Raw genomic sequence first — 24239 nt, 5'->3', positions numbered from 1 at the left:
CGGCGGGCGGAGTACCTGCTGGCCACCCTCGCGCCGCCCCACCGGTTCTCCGCCGCGGCCGAGGAGGCCATGCGTGCCGACGCGGCGAACGCCGACATCGCCCTGATGCTCGGCTGGTCCTACCTCACGCAGTACCGGTTCGCCGACGCCGAACAGCTCGGTCTCCGGCTGCTGCGCGAGGACCCGACCGATGACCTGCTGCAGAGCATGGTGGGGATGGCCAAGACGATGCTGGAGATCGTCGAGAGGGCGAGTGCCCAGGACATCACCCTGGACGACATCCGCCGCAGCGGCGCGCTCGAGATGGCGTGGCAGCAGCTCCGCGACGAGAAGCTCGGCATCGACCTGGGCTCCGCCCTGGTGGCGCTGGACGAGGTGATGCCGGCCGGTCTGCGCGCCACGCTGCGACCGGGAGCCGGGGCCGCCGACCTGGGGGAGGGCGACGCCAAGGTCGGCTCCATGGTCGCGAAGGAGCTGCTGACCTGGCACAACGGCCAGCCGCCCGGCTCCGGCGCCGCCTGGGGCCTGGGGCCTGGCCGAGCCGTTCCGCCTGATGTCGGCGGCCGAGATCATCGCCATGGACGCCGGGATCGAGGCCGACCAGGCAGCGCACCCGGACTGGCCGGAGAACGAGATCTGGGAGCAGGTGATGACCGACGACGCCGGGGCGTACCTGGTCGCCGTCGCGTTCGGCGCGCTGGTCAAGCGCAGGCCGGGACAGCCCGACGAGCCTGTCGCGGCGTCGATGGCCGACTGGGTCTGGGACCGGGTGGTCCAGTTCGGTGGCCAGGACCCGCGTCCGGCACCGTGGCGGCCGGAGGGCACCACCGAGCCGGCTGCCGGTGGCTGAGCGGGACTGTCGCTTGTGGACGTCGGAGGCAGGTCTGCCTGCCTCCGACGTCGTCGGCAACTGACCATGCGACCCGTCACTCGGCCAGCGGATCTTCAGCCGGTGACGAAGAGGGCTTGCGAACCCTGAACGCCCGGCTCGGGTCAGAGTTTTCTGTCCTGAGTGGACGATGGTGCCGCGAGCTACTTGTGGCGCAGGCCGTCGACGAGGAGGTCGATCATGCGCTGCGTGAAGGCGTGGTCGTCCGGTGCGGCGATGCCGCTGAGAACGCGCATCAGGTCGTCCGGGGCGATGTCCGTCCGGATCTTCCCGGTGGCCGCGGCGGCGTCGAGGAACCGCGCGAGCACGGGGGTGAAGCTCTCCAGGAAGTACGTGGGCAGGCGCCGGTAGGCGGGTTCGCCGGAGTGCATGGCCGGCTTGAGGCCGTACTTGTCGGAGATGAACGCGGTGACCTGCCGCATCCAGCGGGTCAGCGCCTCGACCGGTTCGTGCTGGTCGGCGAGGGAGTCGGCGGTCTTGACGCAGACGTCGACCTCGTGCCGGAAGACCGCCGTGATCAGGTCGGAGCGGTCGGGGAAGTGGCGGTAGAAGGTGCCCGCGCCGACGCCCGCCGCGGCGATGATCTTGCGGACCGGGGCGTCCATGCCCTCGGTCGCGAAGACCTCGGTCGCGGCGGCCACCAAGGCGTCGAAGTTGCGCTGGACTTCCTGCTGCCGGTGGGTGGGCGGTTTCGCCGCGGGCTCCGTCACGATCAGATGGCTTCCTGGATCACTGAACGATGTTCCGGGCTGAATCTAGCAGCGGTGAGGAACCCCGTGGACCCGGCCGGGCTCAAAGCAGCTGGTCGAGGGTGATGGGCAGGCGGCGGACGCGTGTGCCGGTGGCGTTGTGGACCGCGTTCGCGATGGCGGCGGCGGTGCCGTTCATGCTCAGCTCGCCGATGCCGCGGGCGCCCAGGGGTGCCTGCGGGTCGGGGATTCCGGTCCAGATGACGTCGATCTCGGGCACGTCCGCGTGGACCGGCACGTGGTACTCCGAGAGGCTGGGGTTCATGATCCGCGCGGTGCGCTCGTCGTACAGCGTCTCCTCGGTCAGCGCCAGGCCGATGGCCATGACCATGCCGCCGCGGAACTGGCCGGCGGCGGTCCTGGCGTTCACGACCCGGCCGCAGTCCATCGAGCCGAGCAGACGGCTCACCCGGATCTCGCCGGTGACGGCGTTGACGCGGACCTCGCAGAACACCGCCGCGTAGGAGTACATCGAGTACTGCTCCGACTCGGTCGGGTTGCCGCCCGTCGCCTCCACCACGAGCTCGTCGCGACGCGCCCTGGTGAGGATCGACGAGTAGCTCTCATGACGTGCGGGGTCGTCGGTCTTGGCGAGGCCGCCGTCGCGGGGCGTGACCTCATCGGCGGTCAGTCCTGCCAGCGGTGAGTCGCGGCGCAGGAGTTTCAGCAGTTCGGCGACTGCCTTTCGCTGGGCGGCGATGATGGTCGCCGCGGCGGTGGTGGTCTGGCTGGAGCCGATGCCGGGGACCACGCCGGGCAGGGCCGAGTCGGCGGCGCGCAGCCGGACCTGGTCCAGCCGGAGCGCCAGCTGGTCGGCGGTGATCTGGGTCAGCACCGTGGCGGTTCCCATGCCCGCGTCGTGTGCGGCGATGTCGATCGTGGCGGTGCCGTGCTTGGTCAGCGTGAGGCGCGCCGCTCCGCCGGATTCGCGCGCGTACATGTGCGAACCCGCTCCGCAGCCCATGCCGATCAGCCAGTCGCCCTGACGGACCGCGCGCGGCGTCGGGTTGCGGCGTTCCCAGCCGAACCTCTTGGCGCCCGCTCGCCACGCCTCGACGATGTTGCGGGAGGAGAACGGCAGACCGGTGAGCGGGTCGGCCTGGGGTTCGTTGCGGATGCGCAGTTCGATCGGGTCCATGCCCAGGGCGACGGCGACCTCGTCCACGGCGCTTTCGAGCGCGAAGCTCCCGACGGCTTCGCCCGGGGCACGCATGGCGGCGTTGGCGACCATGTCCAGGTGCGCCCACTGGAGGTCGATCTTCAAGGTGCCTGTCGCGTAAGAGCTGTAGCTGACGAACTGGGCCAGCTCGGGATGGGGGCTGTCCGGGGTGTGGGTGGAGGTGCCGGTGTGGATCAGCGCGACGAAGCGGCCGTCGCGCCCGGCGCCGAGGGCCAGCCGTTGCTCGGTGAGCGCACGTCCGCCGACGAGCCGGTAGACGCCCGCTCGGGAGAGCGTGAGCCGCACCGGCCGGCCGGAGAGCCGGGACGACGCCGCGGCCAGAACTTGGTGCATCCCCATGAACTTTCCGCCGAACGAACCGCCCACGTAAGGCGAGGTGACGTGGACCTGGTGTTCTTCGATCCCCAGGATCTGGGCGAGCGACCAGGCATTGTGCACGACCGACTGGGACGCGTCGTGGACTTCGAGCTCGTTTCCGTGCCAGGCCACGGTGACCGCGTGCGGCTCGATGGCGTTGTGGTTCTGGTACGGCGTGTGGAAGGTGGCGTCGACCGACACCGCCGCCGCTGCCAGTGCGGCTTCCGCGTCGCCGATCTCGATGTGCACGGGCTGGCCACCGAGAACGGCGGTCTCGGTGCCGTTGGCCTTCGCCTGGGCGAACGAGGTGGTCGCGGGCTCCTCCTCGTAGGTCGCGCTGATCAGCGAGGCGGCGTGGTCGGCCTGCTCCTGCGTCTCGGCCAGCACGACCGCGATCGGCTGACCGTTCCAGCGGACCCGGTCGTCCTGCATGATCGGCCAGGCGTCGTTGCCGGCGGCCTTCTCGCTCGATGCCCAGGGCATCATCGGTCGCATCCGGGGTGCGTTGACGTGCGTCATCACGTGCACGAACCCCGGGGCGGCCTCGGCGGCGCCGGTGTCGATCGAGATGATCCGGCCTTTGGCGATGGTGCTGAACGCGAGTGCGGCGTAGACCATGCCGGCGAAGGTGAACTCCGCTGCGTACGGGGCTGCGCCGCGCACCTTCAAGGGTCCTTCGATGCGGGGGAGCGGGGCCCCGACCAGCCCTTCGCCCGCGGTCCTGGCCTGTGCTCCGGGTCTGGTGGCGGCACCGGACCGGCTCGGCAGTGCCGACACCACGACACCCGCGCCGACGACGCCGAGCATCCTGCGCCGCGACAGATCACCGCGCTTGGACGAAGACCACTCGTTCATCGCACACCTCCTGCCAGTTCGCCGAGCACGGCGGTGATGGTTCGCGCGGCGAGCTCGACCTTGAAACCGTTGTCCCGCAACGGCCGGGCGTCGGCCAGCTCGGCCTCCGCAGCGGCACGGAAGGCTTTGACGGTGGCCGGACCTCCGCTGAGCGCGGCCTCGGCTTCGCGGGCACGCCACGGTTTGTGCGCGACGCCGCCCAAGGCGATCCGCACTTCCTTGACCTTGCCGCCACGCACGTCGATGGCGGCGGCGACCGACACCAGCGCGAAGGCGTAGCTCGCCCGGTCACGCACTTTGCGGTACGTCGAACGCTTCGCCCACGACAGCGGCGGCAACTCGACCGCCGTGACCAGTTCACCTTGCCGCAGAACGGTTTCTACCTCGGGAGTCTCGCCCGGTAGCCGGTGCAGCTCGGTCAGCGGCACTTCGCGGGGACCACCGGGACCGTCGAGGTGCACGACCGCGTCGAGAGCAGCGAGTGCCACGGACATGTCCGACGGATGAGTCGCAACGCAGGCCGACGAGGCGCCGAGGATCGCGTGCATCCGGTTGAACCCCTCGATCGCGTCGCAGCCCTGCCCAGGGTTTCGCTTGTTGCAGCGCGAACCCTTGGCGTCGTAGAAGTAGGCACAACGCGTGCGTTGCAACATGTTCCCGCCCACGGTCGCCATGTTGCGGATCTGTCCCGACGCGCCCGCCACGACGGCACGAGTCAGCACGGGGTATCGGGTGCGAACCTCCCGATGGGTTGCCAGTTCGGTGTTGCGCACCGCGGCTCCGATCAACAGCCCGCCGTCGCGGAGCCGCCTGATGTCCGAGGACAGACCGGTCACGTCGACCAAGGTCGCCGGTTGCTCGATCGTCTCGCGCATCAGGTCGACCAGGTTCGTGCCGCCGCCGAGGTACTTGGCGCCCGGCGCCGCACCCGCGCGGACGGCCTCCGCGACGGTGCCGGCTTTCTTGTAGACGAACGGTTTCATCGCGCGGCCCTTCCGGAGTCGCTGAGCTGTCCCGCCTGGTGCGCTTTCGCGATCGCCGCGACGATCCCGTTGTGGGCACCGCAGCGGCACAGGTTCCCGCTCATCCGCTCGCGCAGCTCCTCCGCGGTGAGCTCGGCCCGCTTCGCCGACAGGTCTTCGGTCACGTGGCTGGGGACACCGCGTTCGAGCTCGCCGGCCATGCCGATCGCCGAGCAGATCTGGCCCGGAGTGCAGTAGCCGCACTGGAAACCGTCGTGGTCGATGAACGCCTGCTGCACCGGGTGCAACCTGTCCCCGTCGGCCAGTGCTTCGACCGTGACGACGTCCCGTCCGGTGTACTGGACCGCGAGGGCGAGGCAGGAGAGGATGCGCTCTCCGTCGACGAGCAGCGTGCAGGCGCCGCACCCGCCTTGATCGCAGCCCTTCTTCGTGCCGTGCAGGCCGAGCGTTTCACGGAGGAAGTCGAGCAGGGACACCCGTGGGTCGCCGGGTGGTGCGACCGCTGTGCCGTTGACGCGAATCACGCTGCTTTCCGCGGACATCTTCGTTCCCCTGAATCCTTGGCCGGACAGGTGGTGGTGCCGCCGCTCAGACGGCGGAGCGCTCGGCAACCGGGCGGCGGCGCAACGCGGTGTGCCGGATCGCCGGTGGCACGTATGCCTGGTCGAGCGTGCCGACGTCGGTTCCGGGCGGCACGATCGCGTCGATGCGGTCGAGGACGTCGTCGGACAGGACGACGTCCAGCCCGGCGAGCAGGTCGTCGAGCTGCTCCATGGTGCGAACCCCGAGCAGTGCGCTCGACACCGCCGGATGCGTTGTCGCGAACGACATGGCGAGGTGGGGCATCGAAAGGCCCGCTTCCGCGGCCAGGGAGATCAGCTGCTCCACCACGTCCAGGCGGCGTTCGTCGCCGAACACCTTGAAGAACTTCGCGCGGGTGACGTCGGTGGTCCTGTCGCGACGGACCCGGCCGGTCAGCATGCCCTGCCCGAGCGGGCCCCAGACGAGGACACCCATGCCGTACTGCTGTGCGACGGGCAGCACTTCACGCTCGATGCCGCGGTTCAGGATCGAGTACGGCGGCTGTTCGGTCCGGAAGCGGTGCAGGCCGCGGCGTTCGGCCACCCAGTGCGCCTCGACCAGGTTCGAGGCAGGCATGGTCGACGTGCCGAACGCGCGGATCTTGCCCGCGCGGACGAGATCGGTCAGCACGGACAGCGTTTCCTCGATGTCCGTGTCGGGGTCGGGGCGCTGGACCTGGTAGACGTCGATGTGATCGGTCCGCAGGCGGCGCAGCGAGTTGTCGACCGCCGTCGTGATCCACCGCCGTGAGGCGCCCTGGCGGTTCGGGTCGGTGCCCATCGGACGGCTGACCTTGGTGGTCAGGACGACGTCGTCGCGGCGGCCTTCGAGGGCCTTGCCGACGACCTCCTCGGAGTCGCCGTACGCGTCGGCGGAGTCGACGAGGTTGATCCCGGCGTCGAGCGCCTTGTGGAGGATCTTGAGCGAGTCCTGGGGGTCGGGGTTGCCGACCTGGGTGGCGAACATCAGTGTGCCGAGGCCGTAAGGACTGACCTTGATGCCGGTCCGGCCGAGGGTGCGGTAGTTCACGAGTCTCTCCCGAAGTAACTGAACGGCGTTCCGCGGAACACCGTTCAGGAAACTACTGAACGGTGTTCCGCATGTCAACGGGAGAGGGTGCGCGCTCTGGCGACCAGGTGAGACGTGGTGGTCGCGGAAGAACTCAGGGAAGCCGGCCGTTGTCGTCCTCGGGTGACTGCTCCCGGACCAGGAGCTCGGTCGTGAGGTCCATGTAGCGCAGCCGGGCGGGGGAGAAGTCGTAGGGCATCTTCATGGCCGCTTCGCCGGCGCTCATCAGCGCGGGCTCCTCGCCCGTCAGGTCGGCCTCGTAGCTCTCGAAGAGCTTCTCCTCCTCGCGATCCAGCCCGTCCGCCTCGATGGCCTCCCCCACGGCTTTGTGGTGCGCGTGCCGTTGCGCGGCAAGCTCTTCGACGCGAGGGTCGTGAGGATCGACGCCGTCGTCGAGGGCGGCCTCGGCGGCCTCCAGGCGGTCGTTCTCGGCTCGCAGGTCCGGATGCGTGGCCAGCACGATGAACACGCTCGCCTGGACGGCGGCGCCCAGCGGCCCGAAGACGCGCTCCGTCACCAGCAGGGCGTCCAGGTCGGAGCGGCGCAGTGCGCCGGGCGGCAGGTGGCTGAGCCGGTCCGTCACGAGCTCGGAGAGCAGCCCGAGAGGGGTGCCCACGGCCCGCAGGCGCTCGACGACGGCGCGCTGGCGCTTGATGGCCGCCTCCTTGGCCGCCAGGGCCTCCTCCAGGCGACCCAGGTTCTGCTCGATGTCCCCGGGCTCGTCGAAGGCGGCCCGCATGTCGTCCAGGCTGATGCCGGCCTCCGCCATCTTGCGGACCCACAGCAACCGGATCATGTCGTCGTAGCCGTACCGGCGGCGGCCGTCCGCACCCCGTCCGGGCTCCGGCAGCAGGCCGATCTCGTGGTAGTGGCGGATCGCGCGCGGGGTCGTCCCGGCGAACGCGGCCGCATCACCGATCTTGACCTGCTGGGGAGGCGTGAAGGAGAGGTGCATCGAGGAGGGCCTTTCGCTGTGGTTCCTCCACGACATCACATGCCGCTACGGCAGGTGCAACACGCGACGGAGCCTGCGCCGCTGCCGCCGAACAGGACAGGCGCCGTCGCCGCCAATACGATCTGGGACATCATGGGCGACCGCACAGACAATTCCGCAGGCGACAGTGGCGCTGCCGTCAACGATCCGCTGCTCACCACTCCGACGGCCAGGCTGATGGCATTGGCGATGGGCACCGACATCCGCGTGGTCGACCTGCCCGCGGACCACAGCGTGGGACTCGCGGGCCTGGTCGGCATCGGGTCCGACGAAGACGGCGAACCGCGAAGCACGATCGGGCTCACCGACGACCTGGACGACGATCTGCGAGCCGATGTGCTCGCCTTCGGCCTGGCGGTTCTCGTCGGCACGCCGGAGGTCCTCGCGGAAAGCCCGGACGGCATTCTCGGAATCAGCAAGGAACGGCTTCCGCAGGCCGACAACGGCCCCGGCAACCTGGCCTGGCACATGTTGCAGACATGTGGGCGCGAGTCGCCGTCCACGACGTTCAGGCTGATGATTCTGCAATCCGACGACTGAGTCGCGGAATGAATGTGTGCGCGAGAACGCATTGGTTCCGCTGGTCTTCGGCCGGTCTTGTTCTCGTCTTTCGTACCAGAATGCGGACGGCCCTGTGGCGGGCCGTCCGCACCTGTCCTTCGTGTCAGCCGGTGATGTTCTTCAGACGGCGGGCCTTGTACTGGTCTCCGCCGAGGCCGTAGCTGCGGGTGCGGTAGTCGGTACCGTAGCCGCCGCGCTGTTCGTAGGCCCAGTACGCGGTGTGCTGCGCGTTGGCCCACTTCTCGAAGATCACGACGTGCCTGCTGTTGGCGTCACCGATGGAGTCGATGAACAGGTCGCCCATGCGCATGTCGTTCTTGTTGATCGCGACCGTGTAGGTCGAGGAGGCCAGGGTGACCGTGTTCGGTCCGGGCTTGGACAGCTTGGCCGCCATGGAAACGTAGCCGGAGCAGTCGGTGCGGTAACCCCCGTGCGTCTTCTTCTGGTTGTAGGGAATTCGCTTGGAGGTGTGCGGGTTCCAGGACTTGGCCCGCTGGATCATCTCCGAACGCGATACCGTCGCGGTGGCCACGCTTTCCGTCGTGGCCAGTTCTGTCGAAACAGGTGCGGCGGACACCGCCGGTGCCGACAACAACGCGAATCCGAGCGTGCCGACAACAACCCCAGTGAGCAGCTTCATCGTTCTCCCCCTAGAAGTCATGATGACTGACTGCGAAACACAGCGTGTCCATCACCGACGAAAATGTCAACGGTTTTGTCGGTTGCCGAAATCGGCGTTACGTGAATGATCTTGCGCGTTTTAATTGAAGGCTGGACAACGCATTCGGCGCGATCACCTGCTTGACCACCGCGTTCACGTCGCGGCCAGGTCGTCGGGATCCTGCGAGCTTCGTCGGACGAGTTCCGGGATGAACACCCGAAAGGGTGGTGAACCGCGGCCGGTCCACCACCCTTTTCACGGCCGGTGCTGCTGGAGCGCCTCGCGTTCGGCGTCCGGGATCGCCATCGACTCGGCGAGCACGGCGGCGAACGCCCCCACCTGAGCGGTGTCGGCGTCGAAGACCCAGCGGACGTTCTCGTCGCGCGTGATGAGGTCGATCATCGCGCGCGACCCGCCGCCCCTCGGTGCGCGCACGTAGCGCACCTGGTCCAGCGGAACGGCCTGGCGGATCTCGGCCTGTTCGAGGAACGCGGTCGGCTTGGCCAGGATGATCCGGCGGTCCGTGACGGCGACCAGCGTCTTCACCGCGGTCTTGTCGATCGCCGCCGCGACCCTGTCCATCGCCCCGCCGACGATCGCCGAGATCGGACTGGCGGTGTCGCCGACCTGGTCGGGGAAGCCGAGCGCGCGGAGGGTCTCGCCGTCCTCGAAGAGCCAGCGCAGGATGCGGAGGTACGGCTCCGGGGTCAGCGACTCCGGCTTGCAGAGGATCTCGGGGACATCGAGCGGCGGGACCGGCGAGTGGAGCGCGTCGGCGAGGGGCTCGACCGCCTCCAACAACCGGGCTGCGGTCTCGCGGGCCGCCTTCACGTCCTTCCGCTTGCCCGGCAGCGGCCACCCGTCGGGCTCGCGGAGCTCGGCCGTGATCCGCAGGTCCCGGACCAGTGCGTCGACGAGACCGGTCACCTCGGCGAGGGTCGAGTCGAACTCCGTGTGGGTGTCACGGGCGATGACCTCGGCGTACTGCGCCTCGGCGTCGTCGTCACGTCCGGCGGCCCTCGCCCTCGCGGCGCGCAGCGCGTGGTACCCGGTCCACGCCTGCAGGGACGACAGCAGGGCGTTGACGTCGAAGACGATGACCTGGGCGTTCGTCTGCAGGTACTCGCGGTGGCCGCGTGCGTCGGCCTGACCGATCTGCCTGACGTGGTCGCGGACGTTGCCCTGGTAGAGCTCGAGCTGCTTGCGCAGCAGCGCCCCGCTGCCCGCGACGTCCTCCCACAGGGACGTCGGGACGGACTCGATCTCCCGCGCCTGCTCGACCGCGCGGTCGACGGCGGCGACGAGCCCCGTCAGCTCGGCCCACTGCTCCTTGCGGACGGTGGTGAGGACCTGGTTCGTCGCCGTGAGGGTGGTCCTGACCAGGCCCGACACCTCGCTCAGCATCATCTGGAGTGCAACCATCGCCAGTGCGGGCCCGACCGAGGCCGCCATCGGCGCCTTGCCCAGCGCGGACACGGGGTGGAAGCGGGCTTGCCGCAGGGCGCCGCCCGGGCCGATCACCGTTCCGAGGTTCGCACCGTCCTTGACGGCGAGCGTCCCGCCGTTCGCCAGCAGGGTCCGCGTGGCGTCGCTGAGCCGGTAGAGCCCCTGCGCCTCGGTGATCGCCTTGCCGATGTTCCCGGCCACGGTCGCCGCGTTCCCGATCGACGCGAGGACCGCCGAGATCTGCCTGCGGTCACCGGCCGGAACGATCCCGAAGTCGACCAGGTCGGGCTTCAGCTCCGGCGGGACCTCACCGGCGACGACGGCCACCCCGGGGAGGACCTCCAGCAGGACCGTCGCCGCGCCGGGTGACCCTCCCTCGCTGTTGTCCTCGGGTTCGGCGGTCTCGGTCAGGTCCGAGGGGTCCTGCATGCGATCTCCTCCCGCAGTAACGCCGTCCTGTTCAGGTACGGCCTGCGGTGTGGACGTCGCCGGGGTGCGTTTTTCGTTACCGGTGGTGCCGTGTTGGACGGCGTGAAGCGGTGACGTGACAAAACGGCTTCTCGCCGTGGTCCGCGCTGTGCTTGTCTGTGCGCTTGAGGCTGGACGCGTGGCGGCGTTCGTGCTGTCCGAGGGGGTTCCGCTGTGATTCGTGAGGCACGTGACGGCGACTGGCCGCGGATCTGGCCGATCATCCGGAACGTCGTCACCGAACAGCGGACGATCCCGTACGACCCGGCGATGACCGAGGACGACGCCGAGCGGATGTGGATGCTGCCCGCGCCGGCGCGGGTGGTGGTGGCTACGCGGGACGACGAGGTCGTCGGCACCGCGAACATGTACGCCAACCGGCCCGGGCCGGGGAGTCACGTCGCGTCCGGCACGGTGATGGTCGCCTCGCGGGCGCGGGGCATGGGAGTGGGGCGGGAGCTCACCACCGACCTGGTCGGCTGGGCTCGGGGGAGCGGGTTCGCGGCCGTCCAGTTCAACGCCGTGGTCGACACGAACGTGGCCGCTGTCCGGCTCTACGAGAGCCTCGGGTTCGTGACGCTGGGGGTCGCGCCCGGAGCGTTCCGCCATCCCTCGGAGGGGTTCGTCGGTCTGCGGATCATGTGGCTGGACCTGTAGACGCACCGGTCCGGACCAATTTCCGCACGGAATTGTTTTCGGTGCCGATGAATTGGGTCGCGTCGACCAGGCGATTTTCCCGCGCGACGTGGAATGCTTCACTCGATAGTGTGACAAGCCGGGTCTTTCCGGGGTGCTGCCGGATAAGAAGTAACGACCGCGACCGGCCTTTCGATACGGGTCGGTGCACGGCCGGGTGACCGGTTTGCGGGATACCCGATCTGTAGTGTCGGAACAACTCGGAGTGACTTCTGTTACGCGATCATCGAGCTGCTTTCACCGTCCTCGCGGCCATTCTGGAGGAATGCCGGGCCGACCGGTTTTCCGGAGCGGTGCGCGTCGCCGGGAACGTGGGTGGGGTGTTCCACCTGCGCGACGGCGCGGTGGTCGCGGTGGACAGCCCCGGCTCACCGGCAGCGGAGACGCTGCTGCTGAGCTCGGGCCGGGTCGGCGCGCGGGACTGGGCTGCTGCTCTGGTCGCGAGCGTCGAGGCCGGGTCCGTGCAGGCGGCGCTCGTCGGCCGTGGCGTCATCGGACCCGCGGAGGTCAGGGCGTTCGCCCTGGCCGCGGTGCGGGACGGGGCGTTCGCGGTGGCGGCGGGCGAGGTCGAGAGCTGCGAGGTCGCCGCCGAACCGGGCGACGTGCCGGCCCTGCCCGTGGCCGGTGGTGTCGAGCCGGAGTCGTTGCTGGCCGAGACGGCCAGACGGCTGGACGCGGTGGCCTCGCTGCCGGTCCCGGTCGCGCCCTACCGGGACCGGGTGGTGCCGGCCGGTGGCGTGGATCCCGCCGTTCTCACAGCGGAACGGCGGGAGGTCGTTTTCCACGCCACCGGGCGGCGCACCGTGCGGGACGTGGCCTTCGCGGTCGGCAGGAGCCTTTATCCGGTCACCGTCGAGATTTCCCGCATGCTCGGTGAGGGAGTGCTGGAGATCGCCTCGCCGAGGGACTCGTTCACCTTTTCGCACGGGGACCTGACCGCACTGCGTGCTCGTGCGGAAATGCGGGAGGCGGGGCGCCCGGTCTGAACGGCCGGCTTTTCGGAAAGCAGGAAGGAAGAGCATTGGACTACGACGCCCTGGTCGCCGAGCTGCGGCAGCTCCGGGAGAACGTAGCCGGAGTGACCGACACGGTGATAGCCGCGTCCGACGGCATTCCGATCATTTCCGACGTGGCCAAGAGCGTCGACCCCGCGCACATCTCCGCGCTCGCGGCCGCCGGCCTCGGGATCGCGCGGCAGGCGACCGAGGTGATCGGTCTGGGCTCGCTCAGCCAGACCGTGGTGTTCGGCAGCAAGGGCTACATGGCCGTGTACGCCGTCGGCCGGATGTCGCTGATGGTCGCGCTCGGGGACAAGGGGCTCAACCTCGGACGGCTGCTCCACGAGTCCCGGCCCGCGATCGAGCGGATCGGGACGATCCTCGCCCCGTAGCGCACCGCCGAACAGAGGAATGGTCGCAGCACATGTCCATCCTTCGTTCTTTGCTCTCGTCGACGAAGTCCGTGTGGGGACGTGTCCGTTCTCGGCCGAGGCGTGAGCACACCGCCACGTCGCCTCGACCACCAGTTGACCTAGGGAAGTGGAATGTGATGAACATCGATACCGCGCTCAAGGAAGCCATGTCGATCGGCGGCGCTGTCGGTGTCGCGCTCGTCGACTACGACAGCGGCATGTCGCTCGGCCACGCCGGCGGCGGCGAATGGCTGAACCTGGAGATCGCCGCGGCCGGCAACACCGAGGTCGTGCGGTCCAAGCTCCGCGTCATGCAGACGCTCGGACTGAGCGACACCATCGAGGACATCCTGATCACCCTGCACCGCCAGTACCACCTGATCCGGCTGATGAGCGGGGTGAAGGCCAGGGGCTCGCTCTTCCTCTACCTGGTGCTGGAGAGGGACGTCGCGAACCTCGCGCTCGCCAGGCACCAGCTCAAGCGCATCGAGGGCGAGCTCCAGATCTGAGCCGCCCGGCCACCGGGCCGCGCAGGTTCACCCTCCTGCCCGGCCCGGTGGTGCTGTGATGGCGTCGGAGGTGCCGCGATGAGGACGTTGCACATCGGCCTGCGGGTGGCCGACCTCGACCGGTCGCTCGCGTTCTACCGCGCCGTCGGCTACGAGGTCGTCGGCGCCGTGCCGGACACACCCATCGGGCACCTGGTCATGCTGAAGCTCCCCGGCGACGAGTTCGTGAGCGTCGAGCTCGTCCACGACGGCGGCCCGGTCATCCCCGGCACCGGCCTGAGCCACATCGTCGTGCACGTCGAGTCGATGTTCCTGGCACTGGACCGCTTGCGGCGGAACGGGATCCTGCCCACCGGCGAGGGGACCGACGGCGAGGCCGGGTTCAGCACGCGGTTCATCATCGACCCCGACGGGCGGCGGATCGAGCTGGTGCAGTGGCCCGCCGGGCACGCGGCCGGGCTCGGCGCCGTCGACTGGTCCGGGTAGGTGCCGGGCAGGTCAGGGGTAGTGTTGCCGCGGTGGGAAAGATCGTCCGCATCGGCGTGTTCTACGACGGAACGTGGTTCGCCTACCTCAGCGACTTCTACGCGACCGCGCACCGCAGAGCCGCACGGATCTCACTGGACGGCCTGCACGACGCACTGCGCTGGTTCGTGCACGCGGAGACCGGCCGCCCGCTCGACGAGTGCGAGGTCACCGAGGCGCACTACGCGCGGGGCCGCATCGAGACGCCCGCCGTGTCCTTCGACGCGGCGCTGAGCGCGGCCGGGATCGTCCGGCACGACCTGCCGCTGGTCGGCGGCAAGGAGAAGGGCGTCGACGTCCACCTGGCGCTGGAGGCGTGGGACCGGGCGGTGTCCGCGCCGCTCGACTGGGTCGTGCTGCTCACCGGTGACGCCGACTTCGCCCCGCTCGTGACGCGGCTGACCGAGCGCGGGGTGCACGTGGTCGTGCCGGTCGTCGACGTGCGGATCGTGGACAAGCCACCCGCCTGGACGCCGCGGACGGCGGCGCCGTTGCGGTCCGCCACGCCGTTCACGCCGGGCTTCGACGCGTTGTTCGACCCCGCCGACCGCGAGGACTACCCGTTGCGGCGCGCGTTCGTGCGGTCCGCCGAGGCCGTGGCGTCACCGGCCGGGGCACCGCGCGGCCGTCGCAGGGGGACGGTCGCCAGCTGGAAGTCGGGGCAGGCGCACGGTTTCATCACCGACGCGCGCGGCGGGTCGTGGTTCGTCTCGCGCGACGAGCTGCCGGACGGCCTGACGTTGTTGCTGGCGGGCACCCCCGTGTCGTTCACCGGCTCGCCCGTGCCCGCCGCGGGCAGGAAGTACCCGAAGGCGCAGGCCGTCCGCCTCGACGAGTTCCCGCGCGCCTGACACCTCGGTGGCGTCCGGTGTCAGCGGAATGTCAGTGCGTTTCGCGAACCTGCTCGGCACAAGGGTTCTCCCCTGCAACGAGTTAGGTCTCCTGTGTTCAAGAAATCTGTTTTCGTGGTGATGATGGGCGCGTTGATCAGCGCGTCCTTCGGGGCGGGGGCGGCCAACGCGGCGACCGCGCGCAACGGTGTCTGCGAGTCGGGCGAGTTCTGCCTGTACTACAACAGCAACCAGGCGGGTTCGGTCTCCGACTTCGCCACCTCCATTCCCGACTACGGCGACGAGCAGCCGAGCTGCTACGAGTTCAAGGGCACGGGCAACGGCAAGGGCCTGTGCGTGAAGAACAACGCCGCCGCGGTCTGGAACCGCACCAGCGGCTCGGTCACCGTGTACTTCAACAGCGGCTACGCGGGTCCGCGGCAGACCATCGCCGCCGGTGCGAAGGCCAACCTGAACTCGGACCTCAAGAACGAGAACGCCGCCCACAAGCTGGGTGACAGCGGTGGCACCACGCCGCCGGACGGCAGCTACGGCACGCCCGCGGACAACCCGTACCCGTCCGCCACGGCCCGCGCGCCGCAGGCGACGCAGCGCACGCAGCACGTCGACGACCAGATCCGGGCCCTGACCGGCGAGAAGGACTGCTGGGTGGGCGACTACCGCAGCTACGAGGCGTCGACGACCAACCACAACACCGGCAACGCGCTCGACTGCACGATCTCGAACGCGATCGGCTCGTACCCGTCGGCGGCGCAGAAGGAGCAGGGCTGGAAGCTCGCCCGCTGGCTGCAGAAGCACGCCTCGCGGCTCGACGTCCGGTACGTGATCTGGCAGGGCCAGATCTGGAGCGTGGCTCGCTCGTCCGAGGGCTGGCGCACCTACACCGCGGGCAGCGGTGTCACCAACGGTCACTACGACCACGTGCACGTCTCGATCCAGAACCCGTACGGCGACTGACCGGCACGGCGTGACCGGGTGGGCGGCGACCTCGCCGCCCACCCGTTCGCCGTCTCAGGACCTCAGGTCGTGCACGACGAGCGACGCCGCGAGCAGCCGGACGTCGGCCGGGTCCGCCGGGTTGTAGCCGGTGATCTCCGAGATCCGGCGCAGGCGGTAGTTCAACGTGTTGCGGTGCAGGTGCAGCTTCTCGGCGGTGCGGTGACGGTTGTGGTCGCACTCCAGGAACACCCGCAGCGTGTGCAGCAGGTCGGGGTGCTCGGCCAGCTTGTCCATCACCAGGGCGAGGCGCTTGCGCCCGGGACCGGGCCGGCACAGCTGGTACTCCAGCAGCACGTCGTCGAGGACGTACGCGCCCGCCGGCTTCCCCAGCCGCTGGACCAGCTCGGCGATGTCGGCGGCCTGCCTGGCCGCGGTGGGGACCTCCTCGCGGCCCTCCGCCGCGGCGATCCCGCCGACGAGCCGGACGCCCGCCGCCGTGTGCAGCCCGCGGACGAGCTCCGCGGCCTCGGCCAGCTCCTGCTCGACGCCCTCGGCGGTGGTGGGCAGCAGCACGGTGCCGCCGTCGTGGTCCAACGCGGACAGCGCGTGCTTCGGCAGCTCCGCCCGTAATCGCCGCACCAGCGCGTGGGCGGCGAACCGCGCGTCCGCGGCGTCGGCCGGTGGCGTCTCCACCCGCACCGCGAGGACGACGTGGTGGCTGGACAGCTCCAGCCCGATCCGTTCGGCCAGCGGTTCGGCCTCCCTGCCCGTCAGCAGTGCCGCGACCAGCGCCCGGCCCGCCTCCCGGCGCTCGGCGTGCAGCGCCTGCTGCTCGGTCAGGTACGACGCGGCGACGGCCGGCACCGCGACGCTCAGGTACTGCAGCAGCGCGGGCACGGTCGCCAGCAGGTCGTCGACCTCGTCCGGCTTCGCCACCCCCGCCATCGCCGTCCAGCCGACGTGCGCGGCGACGTGGTAGGTGCTCAGCACGACGTCGAGCGGCACGCCCTGCTGCGCCCGCCGGACCGCGGTGGCGATCTGGTCGGCGAGCTCTTCCGCCGCCGGTGGCCGCCTCTCCCGCAACGACGTCAGGAAGACCTGGAGGTTGCGGCTCACCGCCTCGGTGATCTCCCGGTCCACGAGCTGGTGCGGCAGCTGCCGGTAGGCGGCGGAGCGGGCGAAGAACGCCTCCAGCACCTTCTCGGCGGTGCCCGGGATCTGCGTCGCGGCGCGTTCGTAGAGCGGGGCGCCGGGGTCAGGTGTTCGGATGTCGACCACCCGGCACAGGTTTTCGCACCGCGAGGCTCGGTGCCATCGCCCGAAGCGGTCGACTTCGGTGAGTGCTCTGCACGAAAAGACCCACGCCAGGTTGTGCAGGTGCCCGAAAACCTTGACCTGATCGAGTGACGGACGGTGAGCGGGTCCCCACGCATCGGCCAGAATCGGCAATCCGGACGTAGGGGCGGAGTGACTTGGCACAGAACGTGAGCAGTGTCCAAGAGTGCATGAAGTTGTTGTTGCGGCGGGGGTTTCAGCGTTCCGTCGTGCAAGATCGGATGACGTGCGTCAACGCCGTCATGTTCCGCCGGGTCTGGCGCGGCACCAACGAGACGGTGCTCGCCTACTCGGAGGCCGAAGCGTTGGCCTATCGCGTTCGCCAGGAGGACGTGGATCCGGCGGACCCGTTCGTCGTCGATCCCGACCACGCGCTCTGGCAACGTGGCGGCGAGTTCCTGGACGTCGCGGGCCAACTCCTGGGGCTGCCCCCGGCTCCGGGGCACTCCGCGTTCGGGACGGACTGACGTCACCCGTCCCGGACGCGGAGGCCGCTACCGGCGCCGCACGACCTCGGTGATCCAGACCGGGGCGAACGGCGAGGTGCAGCCGGGTGGCGTCGGGTAGTCCTTGAGGACCTCCAGCCGTTCCCCGATGCCGATCGCCCTGTCCCGCAGGTCCGGGTTCTCGATGCCGATCTGCGCGAGGCAGTGGTTCATCGCCCACTGCAACCGGCCGGGCGCGTCCTTCAGCTCCGCCTCGATCCGGTCGAGCAGGCCGGGGAGGTCGAGGCCCTCCGGCTTCTTGGCCACGCGGTCCACCGTCAGCGCCCAGCCCGCGCTCGCGACCACCGGGTCGGCGTCGTCGAACCACGTCCGGCGCAGGTCCTCGGCGTGCGGGCTCTTCTTCACGACGTAGTTCACGAGCCAGTCGTGCACCTTGGGACGGCGGGCCTCGCGCAGCATCGTGTCCAGCTCGTCGCGGCTGAACGCCTTGGGGCGGCAGACCAGCAGGGCGAGCAGCCGGGCCGCGGTGTCACCGGTGGCCCACAGCTGCACCGCGAGGTCCTGCTGCGTCTTGAGGCGCTTGGCCACCGCGCGCAGCTTGGTGAGGTTCACGCCGTGGTCGTCGCCGTGCTTCTCGTTGACAGCGCGGGCTTTCGGGTCCTCCAGCGCGGCCAGTTCCGTCATCAGTTCCGCGACTGTCGTCTCCGCCATGCCGGTCACCTTAGGAGTCGTTCAGCGCGGCCACCACCGGGCACTGCTCCCGCACGCCGTGCGCGGCGACGTCGAGCAACGCGAGCCGCACCCGTTCCAGGTCGCGCACCCGTTCGTCGATCTCGGCGACCTTGCCGGTGATCACGTCGCCGAGGTCGCCGGGCTCCACCGACATCGACAGGAGCTGCCGCACCTCGGCCAGGGTGAAGCCGAGCCGCTGGGCGCGGCGGATGAACTTCAAGCGCCGCAACGCTTCCCGGTCGTAGTGCCGGTAACCGCCGCTGGTGCGGGACGTGGGAACGACGAGACCGCGGCGTTCGTAGAACCGCACCGTGCTGATGCCCACGCCGGCGGCACGGGCCAGTTCGGAGATGCGCACCACGGCACGTTACCTCCGCACCAGTGCGCGCAGCTGGGCCGCGCCCCAGAACAGCTCCAGCACGAGGAATCCCCACAGAACTCGCGTCTCCCCGTTCGCGAGCGCCCAGACGAACCACAGGCTGAACATCGCGCGGCCGGCCGTGTCGAGTCCGATCAGGACCGGTTCGGGACGCAGCCAGCGGGCGATGGACCACATCATCACCACGGTCCCGAAGAGCGTGGCGAACAGGCGTGTGGGTATGGCCGCCTCCACGCCCAGCACGTCGAGCACCACCCCCGAGGTCCACGGCGTCACGAACGCGATGCTCGCCACGAGGTCGTACAGCGCACCCGCTCTGCCCCAGCGGGTCACGGCGGTTCGTTCGGTCGTCATGGGCGCCACGATGGACCCTGCACCGTGGTGCCGAGTCAAGCTGACATTTGTCATCCCGGGGTCGTGACTGCGCCTCACTACTGGCGGCGGACGCGTTCGACCAGGCTCAACGCCATGGAAACGGTGCTCGGAGTGCGGGGGGCGCGGCACAGCTACGGTGCCACGCGAGCGTTGGACGGGGTGGATCTCGACGTCGGCGCGGGGGAGTGCGTGGCGTTGCTCGGGCCGAACGGCGCGGGCAAGACCACGCTGGTGAACATGGTGGTCGGGCTGCTGCCCGCGGGCGATGGCGTGGTCAGGGTCTGCGGGGGTGACCCGCGCGTCGCGGCCACCCGGCGACGGCTAGGGGTGGTGCAGCAGTCGCTCGGCTTCCCGACCACGCTGAAGGTCGGCGAGCTGGTCACGGGTGCCGCGGTGCGGGCGGGGGCCTCCCGGTCCGCGGCCGGGCCGGTGCTCGCCGAGCTGGACCTGACCGACCTCGCGGGCAGGCGGGCCGCGAAGCTCTCCGGCGGTCAGCAGCAACGGCTGCAGCTCGCGATGGCGCTGGTGGCCGACCCGCGGCTGCTGGTGCTGGACGAACCGACGGCGGGCCTGGACCTGCCCGCCCGCAGGAGGTTCTGGCGGCTGCTCGCGCACCGGCGCGAGCGCGGCACCGGCGTGCTGATCACCACCCACCTCATCGAGGAGTCCGCGGCCGTCGCGGACCGCGTCGTCGTCCTGGACGGCGGACGGGTGCGGGCCAGTGGCACGCCGGACGAGCTGGTGGCGCGGCTGCCCGACCGCACGGTGATCGCGAAGACCTCCATCGGCAGGGCACGGCTGGAAGCGCTGCCCGGTGTGGTGTCGGTGCGCACCGACGGCGAGCACGTGCACCTCGGCACCCGCACGCCGGAGGCGGTGCTGCGGGTGCTGCTCGCGGAGGACCCCGGACTCTCCGGCCTGCGGGTCGAGAGCGCCGGGCTGGAGGAAGCGGTGGCCGGTCTGATGAACAGGGGTGCGGCGTGAAGGTGTTCGGAGTCGAGCTCACGGACGAGCTGAGGGGTATCGTCCGCGAGCCCGCCGCGCTCTTCTTCTCGATCATCATGCCGGTGGCGTTCTTCGCGCTGTTCGTGTCGCTGTTCGGCAAGCTCGGCGGCGGCGAGGTCCCCGCGGGAACGGCGATGCTCGCCACGTTCGGGGCGTTCGGCGCGATCTCGGTCGTGCTGATGAACCCCGGCATCGGCGTCGCGTCCGACCGGGAACGCGGCTGGCTGCGGGCGAAGCAGGTCTCCGCGGTGCCGATCGGCGTCACGCTCACCGCGAAAGTCGTGGCGGCGCTGCCCTACGCGCTGGGTGTGCTGCTCGCGATGACGGTGACGGCGGCGGTCACGGGGGTGCTCGACGCGTCACCGGGCGCGGTGCTGCGGCTGCTCGCCGTGCTGGTGTTCGGTGCGCTGCCGTTCGCGCTGCTCAGCCTCGCCATCGGGTTCCAGGTGGGGCCGGGGACGGCCGCGGCGGTGCTGAACGCGGTGCTGCTGCCGTCGGCCGTGCTCTCGGGGCTGTGGATGCCGCTGGAGATCATGCCCGCGTTCTTCTCCGACGTGGCGCGGTTCCTGCCGACCTACCATCTGGGACGGCTGGCGCTGGCGCAGCTCACCGGCGGTCCGGCGCTGACGCACGTGCTCGTGCTGCTCGGCACGACGATCGTGACCGCCGCTCTGGCCGCGGTGTCGTATCGTCGTGCCCGGTCATGAACAAGGTCTCTGGTGTCTCGCGCTGGTTCTACCTGCTCTACCTGGGCAACCTCGCGTGGCTGCCGTTCTTCGACAGCACCGCCGGCTGGGCGGACTGGGCGCTCGTCGCCGCGGTCGTCGCGGTCTTCGTGCCGCTGTACGTGCTGTCGTGGCGGCGCCCCGACCGGGTCCGGTGGTGGTGCCTGGTGCCGACGGTCGTGCTCGGGGTGCTGGTCACGCCGTTCAACACCGGCGCGGCGGTGCTGTTCGTCTACGCGGCGGCGTTCGCGGGGGAGACCGAGTCGCGGCGGGTCGCGATGCGGTGGTTCGTCGGCCTCACCGCGCTGATCTGCCTGTTCTCCGCGGTGTCGGTGGTGCCGCTGCCGTACCGGCTGTGGGGCCTGGCGCCGTCGCTGGTCTTCCTGTGGCTGGTCGGCCTCGTGCAGGCCGAGACGGCGGAACGCGACCGCGACGCGGCCGAGCTGCGCATCCGCACGGCACGGGTCGAGCACCTCGCCACCCTCGCCGAACGCGAGCGCATCGCCCGCGACCTGCACGACCTGCTCGGCCACACGCTGACGGCGGTCATCGTCCGCGCCCAGCTGGTGGCCGCGGACCCGGCCAGGGCTGCCGAGGAGGCGGCGGAGATCGAACGCACCGCCCGTGCGGCGCTGAGCGAGATCCGCAACGCCGTCACCGGGTGGCGCAGCGCGAGCCTGGAGACGGAGCTGGAGGCGGCGCGGGCGGCGTTGACGAGCCTCGGCGTCGAGGTGGTCGTGCGGCGCGACGAGGACCTGGCGATCGTCGGGTCCACCGAGCACGAGCTGGCGCTGGCGCTGCGGGAGGCGGTGACGAATGTGGTCCGGCACGCGCGGGCGTCGAACTGCCACATCGCGGTCGAGGCCCGTGACGGCGAGCTGAGGCTGGTGGTCGCCGACGACGGGATCGGCAGCAGGGGACCGGAGGGCAACGGGTTGACCGGGATGCGGGAACGGATCGCGGCACTGGGCGGGCTGGTGCGGCGCACCTGCTCGCCGGGCACCACGGTGACGATCGCGGTGCCGCTGGAGGTGGCGACGTGATCAGGGTCGTGCTCGCCGAGGACCAGGCGATGGTGCGCGGCGCGTTCGCCCAGCTCCTCGACCTGCAGCCGGACGTCGCGGTGGTGGGGACGGCGGGTGACGGCGACGAGGCGCTCGCGGCCGTCGCCCTGCACCGGCCGGACGTGCTGCTGACCGACATCGAGATGCCGGGGAAGTCCGGTCTGGACGTCGCGCAGGAGCTCGTCCGCCGGGGCGACGGCACGCGGGTGCTGATCATCACCACGTTCGCGCGCAGCGGCTACCTGCGGCGCGCGATGGACGCGGGGGTGGCGGGGTACGTGCTCAAGGACGCCCCGATCGCCGAGCTGGTGTCGGCGTTGCGGCGGGTGCACGCGGGTGAGCGGGTGGTGGCGCCGGAGCTGGCGATGGCCGCCTGGGACAGCGCCGACCCGCTCACGCCCCGCGAACGCGAGCTGTTGCGCGAGGTCACGACCGGTGCGAGCAACGCCGACATCGCGGCACGGCTGCACCTGGCCGAGGGCACGGTCCGCAACTACCTGTCGACGGCGATGGCGAAGCTCGGCGCGAAGAACCGGTCGGAGGCGGCCAACACCGCTCGCGACCGCGGCTGGCTCTAGGCGACGGCTCGGCGGGCCGCACGGCGCTTGGCGATCGCCGGCAGGAACCACATGTACACGCCGGTTCCCATCAGGAGGAACAGCGGCAGCAGCGGGATGTAGGACACCCACACCACCGAGCTGTCCACCGTCAGCGCGACCGCCGTGAAGACCACGGTGGCCATGAAGACCATGCTCACCACGCGGTGGAACTGGCGGATTCCCTTGCTGCTGCTCATCTTGCGTCCTCCTGGTCGTTCTGGCGTCGAGGACGACGGTAGGAGAGGGGACGCGGGCCGTGCTTCTCGATTCCTGACCGGTCCGGCGACGGCCGGGACCGTGCCGCAGAATTCGTCCGCGCGCGATGTCGATTCCGGGTTCCTCCCGTTCGACGCATCGATGACAGCAGGTACGGACACCGAGGAGAACCAGATGCGCACCCTGATCGCCACCGCCTTCGTCTCGCTCGACGGCGTCGTCGAGGCCCCCGGTGGCGAGCCGGGCCACCGCAGCTCCGGCTGGACGTTCAACGACATCCGGTTCGACGAGGCGGCTTACGAGATCAAGGGCCGTGAGCAGGAGGAGGCCGCGGCCATGATGATGGGTCGCGTCAGCTACGAGCAGTTCGCCCCGGTGTGGCCGACGCTCGACTACTTCCCGCAGTACAACGCCATGCCGAAGTACGTCGTCTCCAGCACCCTCAAGGAGGACCAGCTGGTGGACAACTGGGGTGAGATCACCATCCTGCGGTCGCTCGACGACGTGGCCGCGGTGAAGGAGACCGAGGGCGGCCCGATCTCCATCCACGGCAGCGCGACGTTGAACCGCAACCTGTCCGACGCGGGCCTGATCGACCGCTACCACCTGCTGGTGTTCCCGGTGCTGCTCGGCGCGGGCAAGCGGCTGTTCAGCCAGACCGACAAGGACAAGCAGTTGCTGAAGGTCGTCGAGAGCGAGACCTACTCCAACGGCATCCAGAAGCTCGTCTACGACGTCGTGCGCTGAAGCTCCCGTTCCGGCAGCGGCGGTGCCTTCGCCGGGGTGAGCTGCACCAGCACGATCGCCCCGATGAGGATCGCCGCGCCCGCGAACTGCGGGAACGACAAGGTCTGGCCGAGGAACACGAAGCCGAGCGCGGTCGCCACGATCGGGCTGCAGAACCCCAGGAACGACAACCCGATCGCGGGCACCCGCTCGGTGCCGCGGAACCAGACCGAGTAGCCGAACAGCGAGCCGAGCACGACCAGGTAGCCGAAGCCCAGCGCGTTGGTGCCGGTGATCGTGTCCGGCAGGCCCTCCAGCAGGAACAGCGCGGGCAGCAGCACCAGCCCGCCCGCGGTGAGCTGCCAGCCGGTGAACAGCAGGACGCTCACGCCCTCCGGCCGCCGCCACCGCTTCGTGAGGACGATGCCGGACGCCATGCTCACCGCGCCGCCGAGCGCCGCGAGCACACCGACGAGGTCGAGCTGGGCTGTCGCCTTCAGCACCAGCAACGCGACGCCCGCGGTGGCGGCGACGCATGCGAGCACGTGCGGGAGCCGGATCCTGTCACCGAGCACCAGCGCGGCCAGCACCAGCGTGACCACCGGCTGGACCGAGCCGACGAGCGCCGCCACGCCGCCCGGCAGGTGGTAGGCGGAGACGAACAGCAGGAAGAAGAACGCGCCGATGTTGAGCGTGCCCAGCACGAGGGCGCGCCACCACCAGGAGCCCCGCGGCAGGACCCGTCCGAACAGCAGCAGGACCAGGCCCGCCGGCAACGCGCGGACCACCGCGGCCAGCAGCGGCCGGTCCGGCGGCAGCAGCTCGGTGGTGACGAGGTACGTGCTGCCCCAGATCATCGGCGCCAGCGCCGTGATCGCGGAGTCGGTCAGCAACCTCTTGTCCCGCATGGGTT

The 24239-nt window shown here is 70.2% G+C and carries 29 protein-coding genes; 15 read left to right on the top strand and 14 right to left on the bottom strand.

The annotated features are described in order from the left end of the window. Nucleotides 1–553 precede the first annotated feature (553 nt). A complete protein-coding gene (locus tag BLT23_RS41660) occupies nt 554–850 on the top strand; it encodes a hypothetical protein (RefSeq protein ID WP_245744000.1) in 297 nt (98 codons plus the stop codon). A gap of 182 nt (nt 851–1032) precedes the next feature. Here BLT23_RS41660 and BLT23_RS16810 read toward each other — a convergent pair whose 3' ends face one another. The 6 genes from BLT23_RS16810 to BLT23_RS16785 form a co-directional block, all read right to left on the bottom strand. Further along, the gene (locus BLT23_RS16810; protein ID WP_245743999.1) at nt 1033–1599 is read right to left on the bottom strand and encodes a TetR/AcrR family transcriptional regulator; all 567 of its coding nucleotides are present in this window, start codon (nt 1597–1599) and stop codon (nt 1033–1035) included. 82 nt (nt 1600–1681) lie between these two features. After that, nucleotides 1682–4030 (bottom strand): xanthine dehydrogenase family protein molybdopterin-binding subunit, encoded by a 2349-nt coding sequence (locus BLT23_RS16805; RefSeq protein WP_090050208.1) that lies wholly within the window; start codon nt 4028–4030, stop codon nt 1682–1684. Beyond that, a complete protein-coding gene (locus BLT23_RS16800; protein WP_090050206.1) occupies nt 4027–5013 on the bottom strand; it encodes an FAD binding domain-containing protein in 987 nt (328 codons plus the stop codon). The genes BLT23_RS16805 and BLT23_RS16800 overlap by 4 nt, the downstream gene beginning before the upstream one ends. Continuing rightward, nucleotides 5010–5555: a 2Fe-2S iron-sulfur cluster-binding protein gene (locus BLT23_RS16795; RefSeq protein WP_090050203.1), complete on the bottom strand. Its 546-nt coding sequence runs from the start codon at nt 5553–5555 to the stop codon at nt 5010–5012. The genes BLT23_RS16800 and BLT23_RS16795 overlap by 4 nt, the downstream gene beginning before the upstream one ends. A gap of 46 nt (nt 5556–5601) precedes the next feature. Beyond that, nucleotides 5602–6624 (bottom strand): aldo/keto reductase, encoded by a 1023-nt coding sequence (locus tag BLT23_RS16790; protein WP_090050201.1) that lies wholly within the window; start codon nt 6622–6624, stop codon nt 5602–5604. A 133-nt stretch (nt 6625–6757) separates the two neighbouring features. After that, nucleotides 6758–7618: a MerR family transcriptional regulator gene (locus BLT23_RS16785; RefSeq protein ID WP_090050199.1), complete on the bottom strand. Its 861-nt coding sequence runs from the start codon at nt 7616–7618 to the stop codon at nt 6758–6760. 54 nt (nt 7619–7672) lie between these two features. Between BLT23_RS16785 and BLT23_RS16780 the strand changes: the two genes are divergently transcribed. Beyond that, nucleotides 7673–8197 (top strand): hypothetical protein, encoded by a 525-nt coding sequence (locus tag BLT23_RS16780; protein ID WP_143035955.1) that lies wholly within the window; start codon nt 7673–7675, stop codon nt 8195–8197. A gap of 124 nt (nt 8198–8321) precedes the next feature. Here the strand turns inward: BLT23_RS16780 and BLT23_RS16775 are convergent, their stop codons facing one another. Continuing rightward, nucleotides 8322–8858 (bottom strand): hypothetical protein, encoded by a 537-nt coding sequence (locus BLT23_RS16775; RefSeq protein ID WP_218133773.1) that lies wholly within the window; start codon nt 8856–8858, stop codon nt 8322–8324. A gap of 276 nt (nt 8859–9134) precedes the next feature. Next, nucleotides 9135–10754, bottom strand: coding sequence for a hypothetical protein (locus BLT23_RS16770; RefSeq protein ID WP_176946779.1), 1620 nt, complete (start codon nt 10752–10754; stop codon nt 9135–9137). 213 nt (nt 10755–10967) lie between these two features. Here BLT23_RS16770 and BLT23_RS16765 point away from each other — a divergent pair, with 213 nt between their 5' ends. The 7 genes from BLT23_RS16765 (at nt 10968) to BLT23_RS41315 (ending at nt 15742) form a co-directional block, all read left to right on the top strand. Continuing rightward, nucleotides 10968–11450: a GNAT family N-acetyltransferase gene (locus BLT23_RS16765; RefSeq protein WP_090050194.1), complete on the top strand. Its 483-nt coding sequence runs from the start codon at nt 10968–10970 to the stop codon at nt 11448–11450. A 359-nt stretch (nt 11451–11809) separates the two neighbouring features. Further along, entirely contained in the window at nt 11810–12475 is a 666-nt protein-coding gene (locus BLT23_RS16760; RefSeq protein ID WP_143035954.1) for a hypothetical protein, read from the top strand. A 35-nt stretch (nt 12476–12510) separates the two neighbouring features. Continuing rightward, the gene (locus BLT23_RS16755; RefSeq protein ID WP_090050189.1) at nt 12511–12879 is read left to right on the top strand and encodes a roadblock/LC7 domain-containing protein; all 369 of its coding nucleotides are present in this window, start codon (nt 12511–12513) and stop codon (nt 12877–12879) included. Nucleotides 12880–13037: 158 nt separating this feature from the next. Beyond that, nucleotides 13038–13409, top strand: coding sequence for a hypothetical protein (locus BLT23_RS16750; protein ID WP_176946778.1), 372 nt, complete (start codon nt 13038–13040; stop codon nt 13407–13409). A gap of 78 nt (nt 13410–13487) precedes the next feature. Further along, nucleotides 13488–13895, top strand: a complete 408-nt coding sequence (locus tag BLT23_RS16745) for a VOC family protein (RefSeq protein WP_090050185.1) — start codon at nt 13488–13490, stop codon at nt 13893–13895. A gap of 32 nt (nt 13896–13927) precedes the next feature. Further along, nucleotides 13928–14785 carry an NYN domain-containing protein gene (locus BLT23_RS16740; protein ID WP_090050183.1) on the top strand — a complete coding sequence of 286 codons (858 nt, stop codon included), beginning with the start codon at nt 13928–13930 and terminating at the stop codon, nt 14783–14785. A gap of 93 nt (nt 14786–14878) precedes the next feature. Then, nucleotides 14879–15742 (top strand): peptidase inhibitor family I36 protein, encoded by an 864-nt coding sequence (locus BLT23_RS41315; RefSeq protein WP_245743998.1) that lies wholly within the window; start codon nt 14879–14881, stop codon nt 15740–15742. 54 nt (nt 15743–15796) lie between these two features. Here BLT23_RS41315 and BLT23_RS16730 read toward each other — a convergent pair whose 3' ends face one another. Further along, the gene (locus BLT23_RS16730; protein ID WP_090050181.1) at nt 15797–17002 is read right to left on the bottom strand and encodes a PucR family transcriptional regulator; all 1206 of its coding nucleotides are present in this window, start codon (nt 17000–17002) and stop codon (nt 15797–15799) included. Nucleotides 17003–17268: 266 nt separating this feature from the next. On the opposite strand from BLT23_RS16730, the gene BLT23_RS16725 reads away from it, so the two are divergent. Continuing rightward, on the top strand, nt 17269–17526 hold the full coding sequence (locus BLT23_RS16725) for a hypothetical protein (protein ID WP_143035953.1): 258 nt from the start codon (nt 17269–17271) through the stop codon (nt 17524–17526). Between the two features lie 27 nt (nt 17527–17553). On the opposite strand, the gene BLT23_RS16720 is transcribed toward BLT23_RS16725, so the two are convergent. From BLT23_RS16720 to BLT23_RS16710, 3 genes are read right to left on the bottom strand one after another with little or no spacing between them, the layout of a single operon-like run. Beyond that, nucleotides 17554–18216 (bottom strand): DNA alkylation repair protein, encoded by a 663-nt coding sequence (locus BLT23_RS16720; RefSeq protein WP_090050460.1) that lies wholly within the window; start codon nt 18214–18216, stop codon nt 17554–17556. Nucleotides 18217–18226: 10 nt separating this feature from the next. Then, a complete protein-coding gene (locus tag BLT23_RS16715) occupies nt 18227–18595 on the bottom strand; it encodes a MerR family transcriptional regulator (RefSeq protein WP_176946777.1) in 369 nt (122 codons plus the stop codon). Nucleotides 18596–18604: 9 nt separating this feature from the next. Continuing rightward, nucleotides 18605–18970 carry a hypothetical protein gene (locus tag BLT23_RS16710; RefSeq protein ID WP_090050175.1) on the bottom strand — a complete coding sequence of 122 codons (366 nt, stop codon included), beginning with the start codon at nt 18968–18970 and terminating at the stop codon, nt 18605–18607. A gap of 114 nt (nt 18971–19084) precedes the next feature. Between BLT23_RS16710 and BLT23_RS16705 the strand changes: the two genes are divergently transcribed. From BLT23_RS16705 to BLT23_RS16690, 4 genes are read left to right on the top strand one after another with little or no spacing between them, the layout of a single operon-like run. Next, the gene (locus BLT23_RS16705; protein ID WP_090050173.1) at nt 19085–19975 is read left to right on the top strand and encodes an ABC transporter ATP-binding protein; all 891 of its coding nucleotides are present in this window, start codon (nt 19085–19087) and stop codon (nt 19973–19975) included. Further along, entirely contained in the window at nt 19972–20703 is a 732-nt protein-coding gene (locus BLT23_RS16700; RefSeq protein ID WP_090050171.1) for an ABC transporter permease, read from the top strand. Before BLT23_RS16705 ends, BLT23_RS16700 begins: the two co-directional genes overlap by 4 nt. Beyond that, on the top strand, nt 20700–21764 hold the full coding sequence (locus tag BLT23_RS16695) for a sensor histidine kinase (RefSeq protein WP_090050168.1): 1065 nt from the start codon (nt 20700–20702) through the stop codon (nt 21762–21764). The genes BLT23_RS16700 and BLT23_RS16695 overlap by 4 nt, the downstream gene beginning before the upstream one ends. Then, nucleotides 21761–22363: a response regulator transcription factor gene (locus tag BLT23_RS16690; protein ID WP_090050166.1), complete on the top strand. Its 603-nt coding sequence runs from the start codon at nt 21761–21763 to the stop codon at nt 22361–22363. Before BLT23_RS16695 ends, BLT23_RS16690 begins: the two co-directional genes overlap by 4 nt. Here BLT23_RS16690 and BLT23_RS16685 read toward each other — a convergent pair. Beyond that, a complete protein-coding gene (locus tag BLT23_RS16685; RefSeq protein WP_090050164.1) occupies nt 22360–22581 on the bottom strand; it encodes a hypothetical protein in 222 nt (73 codons plus the stop codon). The two genes, BLT23_RS16690 and BLT23_RS16685, sit on opposite strands and share 4 nt — an antisense overlap. Before the next feature lie 193 nt (nt 22582–22774). Here BLT23_RS16685 and BLT23_RS16680 point away from each other — a divergent pair, with 193 nt between their 5' ends. Then, nucleotides 22775–23347 (top strand): dihydrofolate reductase family protein, encoded by a 573-nt coding sequence (locus BLT23_RS16680; RefSeq protein WP_090050162.1) that lies wholly within the window; start codon nt 22775–22777, stop codon nt 23345–23347. Here BLT23_RS16680 and BLT23_RS16675 read toward each other — a convergent pair. After that, nucleotides 23329–24234, bottom strand: a complete 906-nt coding sequence (locus BLT23_RS16675; protein ID WP_090050160.1) for an EamA family transporter — start codon at nt 24232–24234, stop codon at nt 23329–23331. The two genes, BLT23_RS16680 and BLT23_RS16675, sit on opposite strands and share 19 nt — an antisense overlap. Nucleotides 24235–24239 lie beyond the last annotated feature (5 nt).

The sequence above is a fragment of the Lentzea fradiae genome (assembly GCF_900100955.1).
In the GTDB taxonomy this organism is placed as follows: Bacteria; Actinomycetota; Actinomycetes; order Mycobacteriales; family Pseudonocardiaceae; genus Lentzea; species Lentzea fradiae.
Note: the sequence above shows the minus strand (reverse complement) of the source record. Positions and strands in the feature narration are given on the sequence as shown.

What these genes read in the sequence shown, in the direction of transcription:
- BLT23_RS41660 (WP_245744000.1), top strand. Translation starts at nt 554, where the DNA reads ATGTCGGCGGCCGAGATCATCGCCATGGACGCCGGGATCGAGGCCGAC.
- BLT23_RS16805 (WP_090050208.1), bottom strand. Translation starts at nt 4,030, where the DNA reads ATGAACGAGTGGTCTTCGTCCAAGCGCGGTGATCTGTCGCGGCGCAGG.
- BLT23_RS16800 (WP_090050206.1), bottom strand. Translation starts at nt 5,013, where the DNA reads ATGAAACCGTTCGTCTACAAGAAAGCCGGCACCGTCGCGGAGGCCGTC.
- BLT23_RS16795 (WP_090050203.1), bottom strand. Translation starts at nt 5,555, where the DNA reads ATGTCCGCGGAAAGCAGCGTGATTCGCGTCAACGGCACAGCGGTCGCA.
- BLT23_RS16785 (WP_090050199.1), bottom strand. Translation starts at nt 7,618, where the DNA reads ATGCACCTCTCCTTCACGCCTCCCCAGCAGGTCAAGATCGGTGATGCG.
- BLT23_RS16775 (WP_218133773.1), bottom strand. Translation starts at nt 8,858, where the DNA reads ATGAAGCTGCTCACTGGGGTTGTTGTCGGCACGCTCGGATTCGCGTTG.
- BLT23_RS16770 (WP_176946779.1), bottom strand. Translation starts at nt 10,754, where the DNA reads ATGCAGGACCCCTCGGACCTGACCGAGACCGCCGAACCCGAGGACAAC.
- BLT23_RS16750 (WP_176946778.1), top strand. Translation starts at nt 13,038, where the DNA reads ATGAACATCGATACCGCGCTCAAGGAAGCCATGTCGATCGGCGGCGCT.
- BLT23_RS16745 (WP_090050185.1), top strand. Translation starts at nt 13,488, where the DNA reads ATGAGGACGTTGCACATCGGCCTGCGGGTGGCCGACCTCGACCGGTCG.
- BLT23_RS16720 (WP_090050460.1), bottom strand. Translation starts at nt 18,216, where the DNA reads ATGGCGGAGACGACAGTCGCGGAACTGATGACGGAACTGGCCGCGCTG.
- BLT23_RS16710 (WP_090050175.1), bottom strand. Translation starts at nt 18,970, where the DNA reads ATGACGACCGAACGAACCGCCGTGACCCGCTGGGGCAGAGCGGGTGCG.
- BLT23_RS16705 (WP_090050173.1), top strand. Translation starts at nt 19,085, where the DNA reads ATGGAAACGGTGCTCGGAGTGCGGGGGGCGCGGCACAGCTACGGTGCC.
- BLT23_RS16695 (WP_090050168.1), top strand. Translation starts at nt 20,700, where the DNA reads ATGAACAAGGTCTCTGGTGTCTCGCGCTGGTTCTACCTGCTCTACCTG.
- BLT23_RS16685 (WP_090050164.1), bottom strand. Translation starts at nt 22,581, where the DNA reads ATGAGCAGCAGCAAGGGAATCCGCCAGTTCCACCGCGTGGTGAGCATG.
- BLT23_RS16680 (WP_090050162.1), top strand. Translation starts at nt 22,775, where the DNA reads ATGCGCACCCTGATCGCCACCGCCTTCGTCTCGCTCGACGGCGTCGTC.
- BLT23_RS16675 (WP_090050160.1), bottom strand. Translation starts at nt 24,234, where the DNA reads ATGCGGGACAAGAGGTTGCTGACCGACTCCGCGATCACGGCGCTGGCG.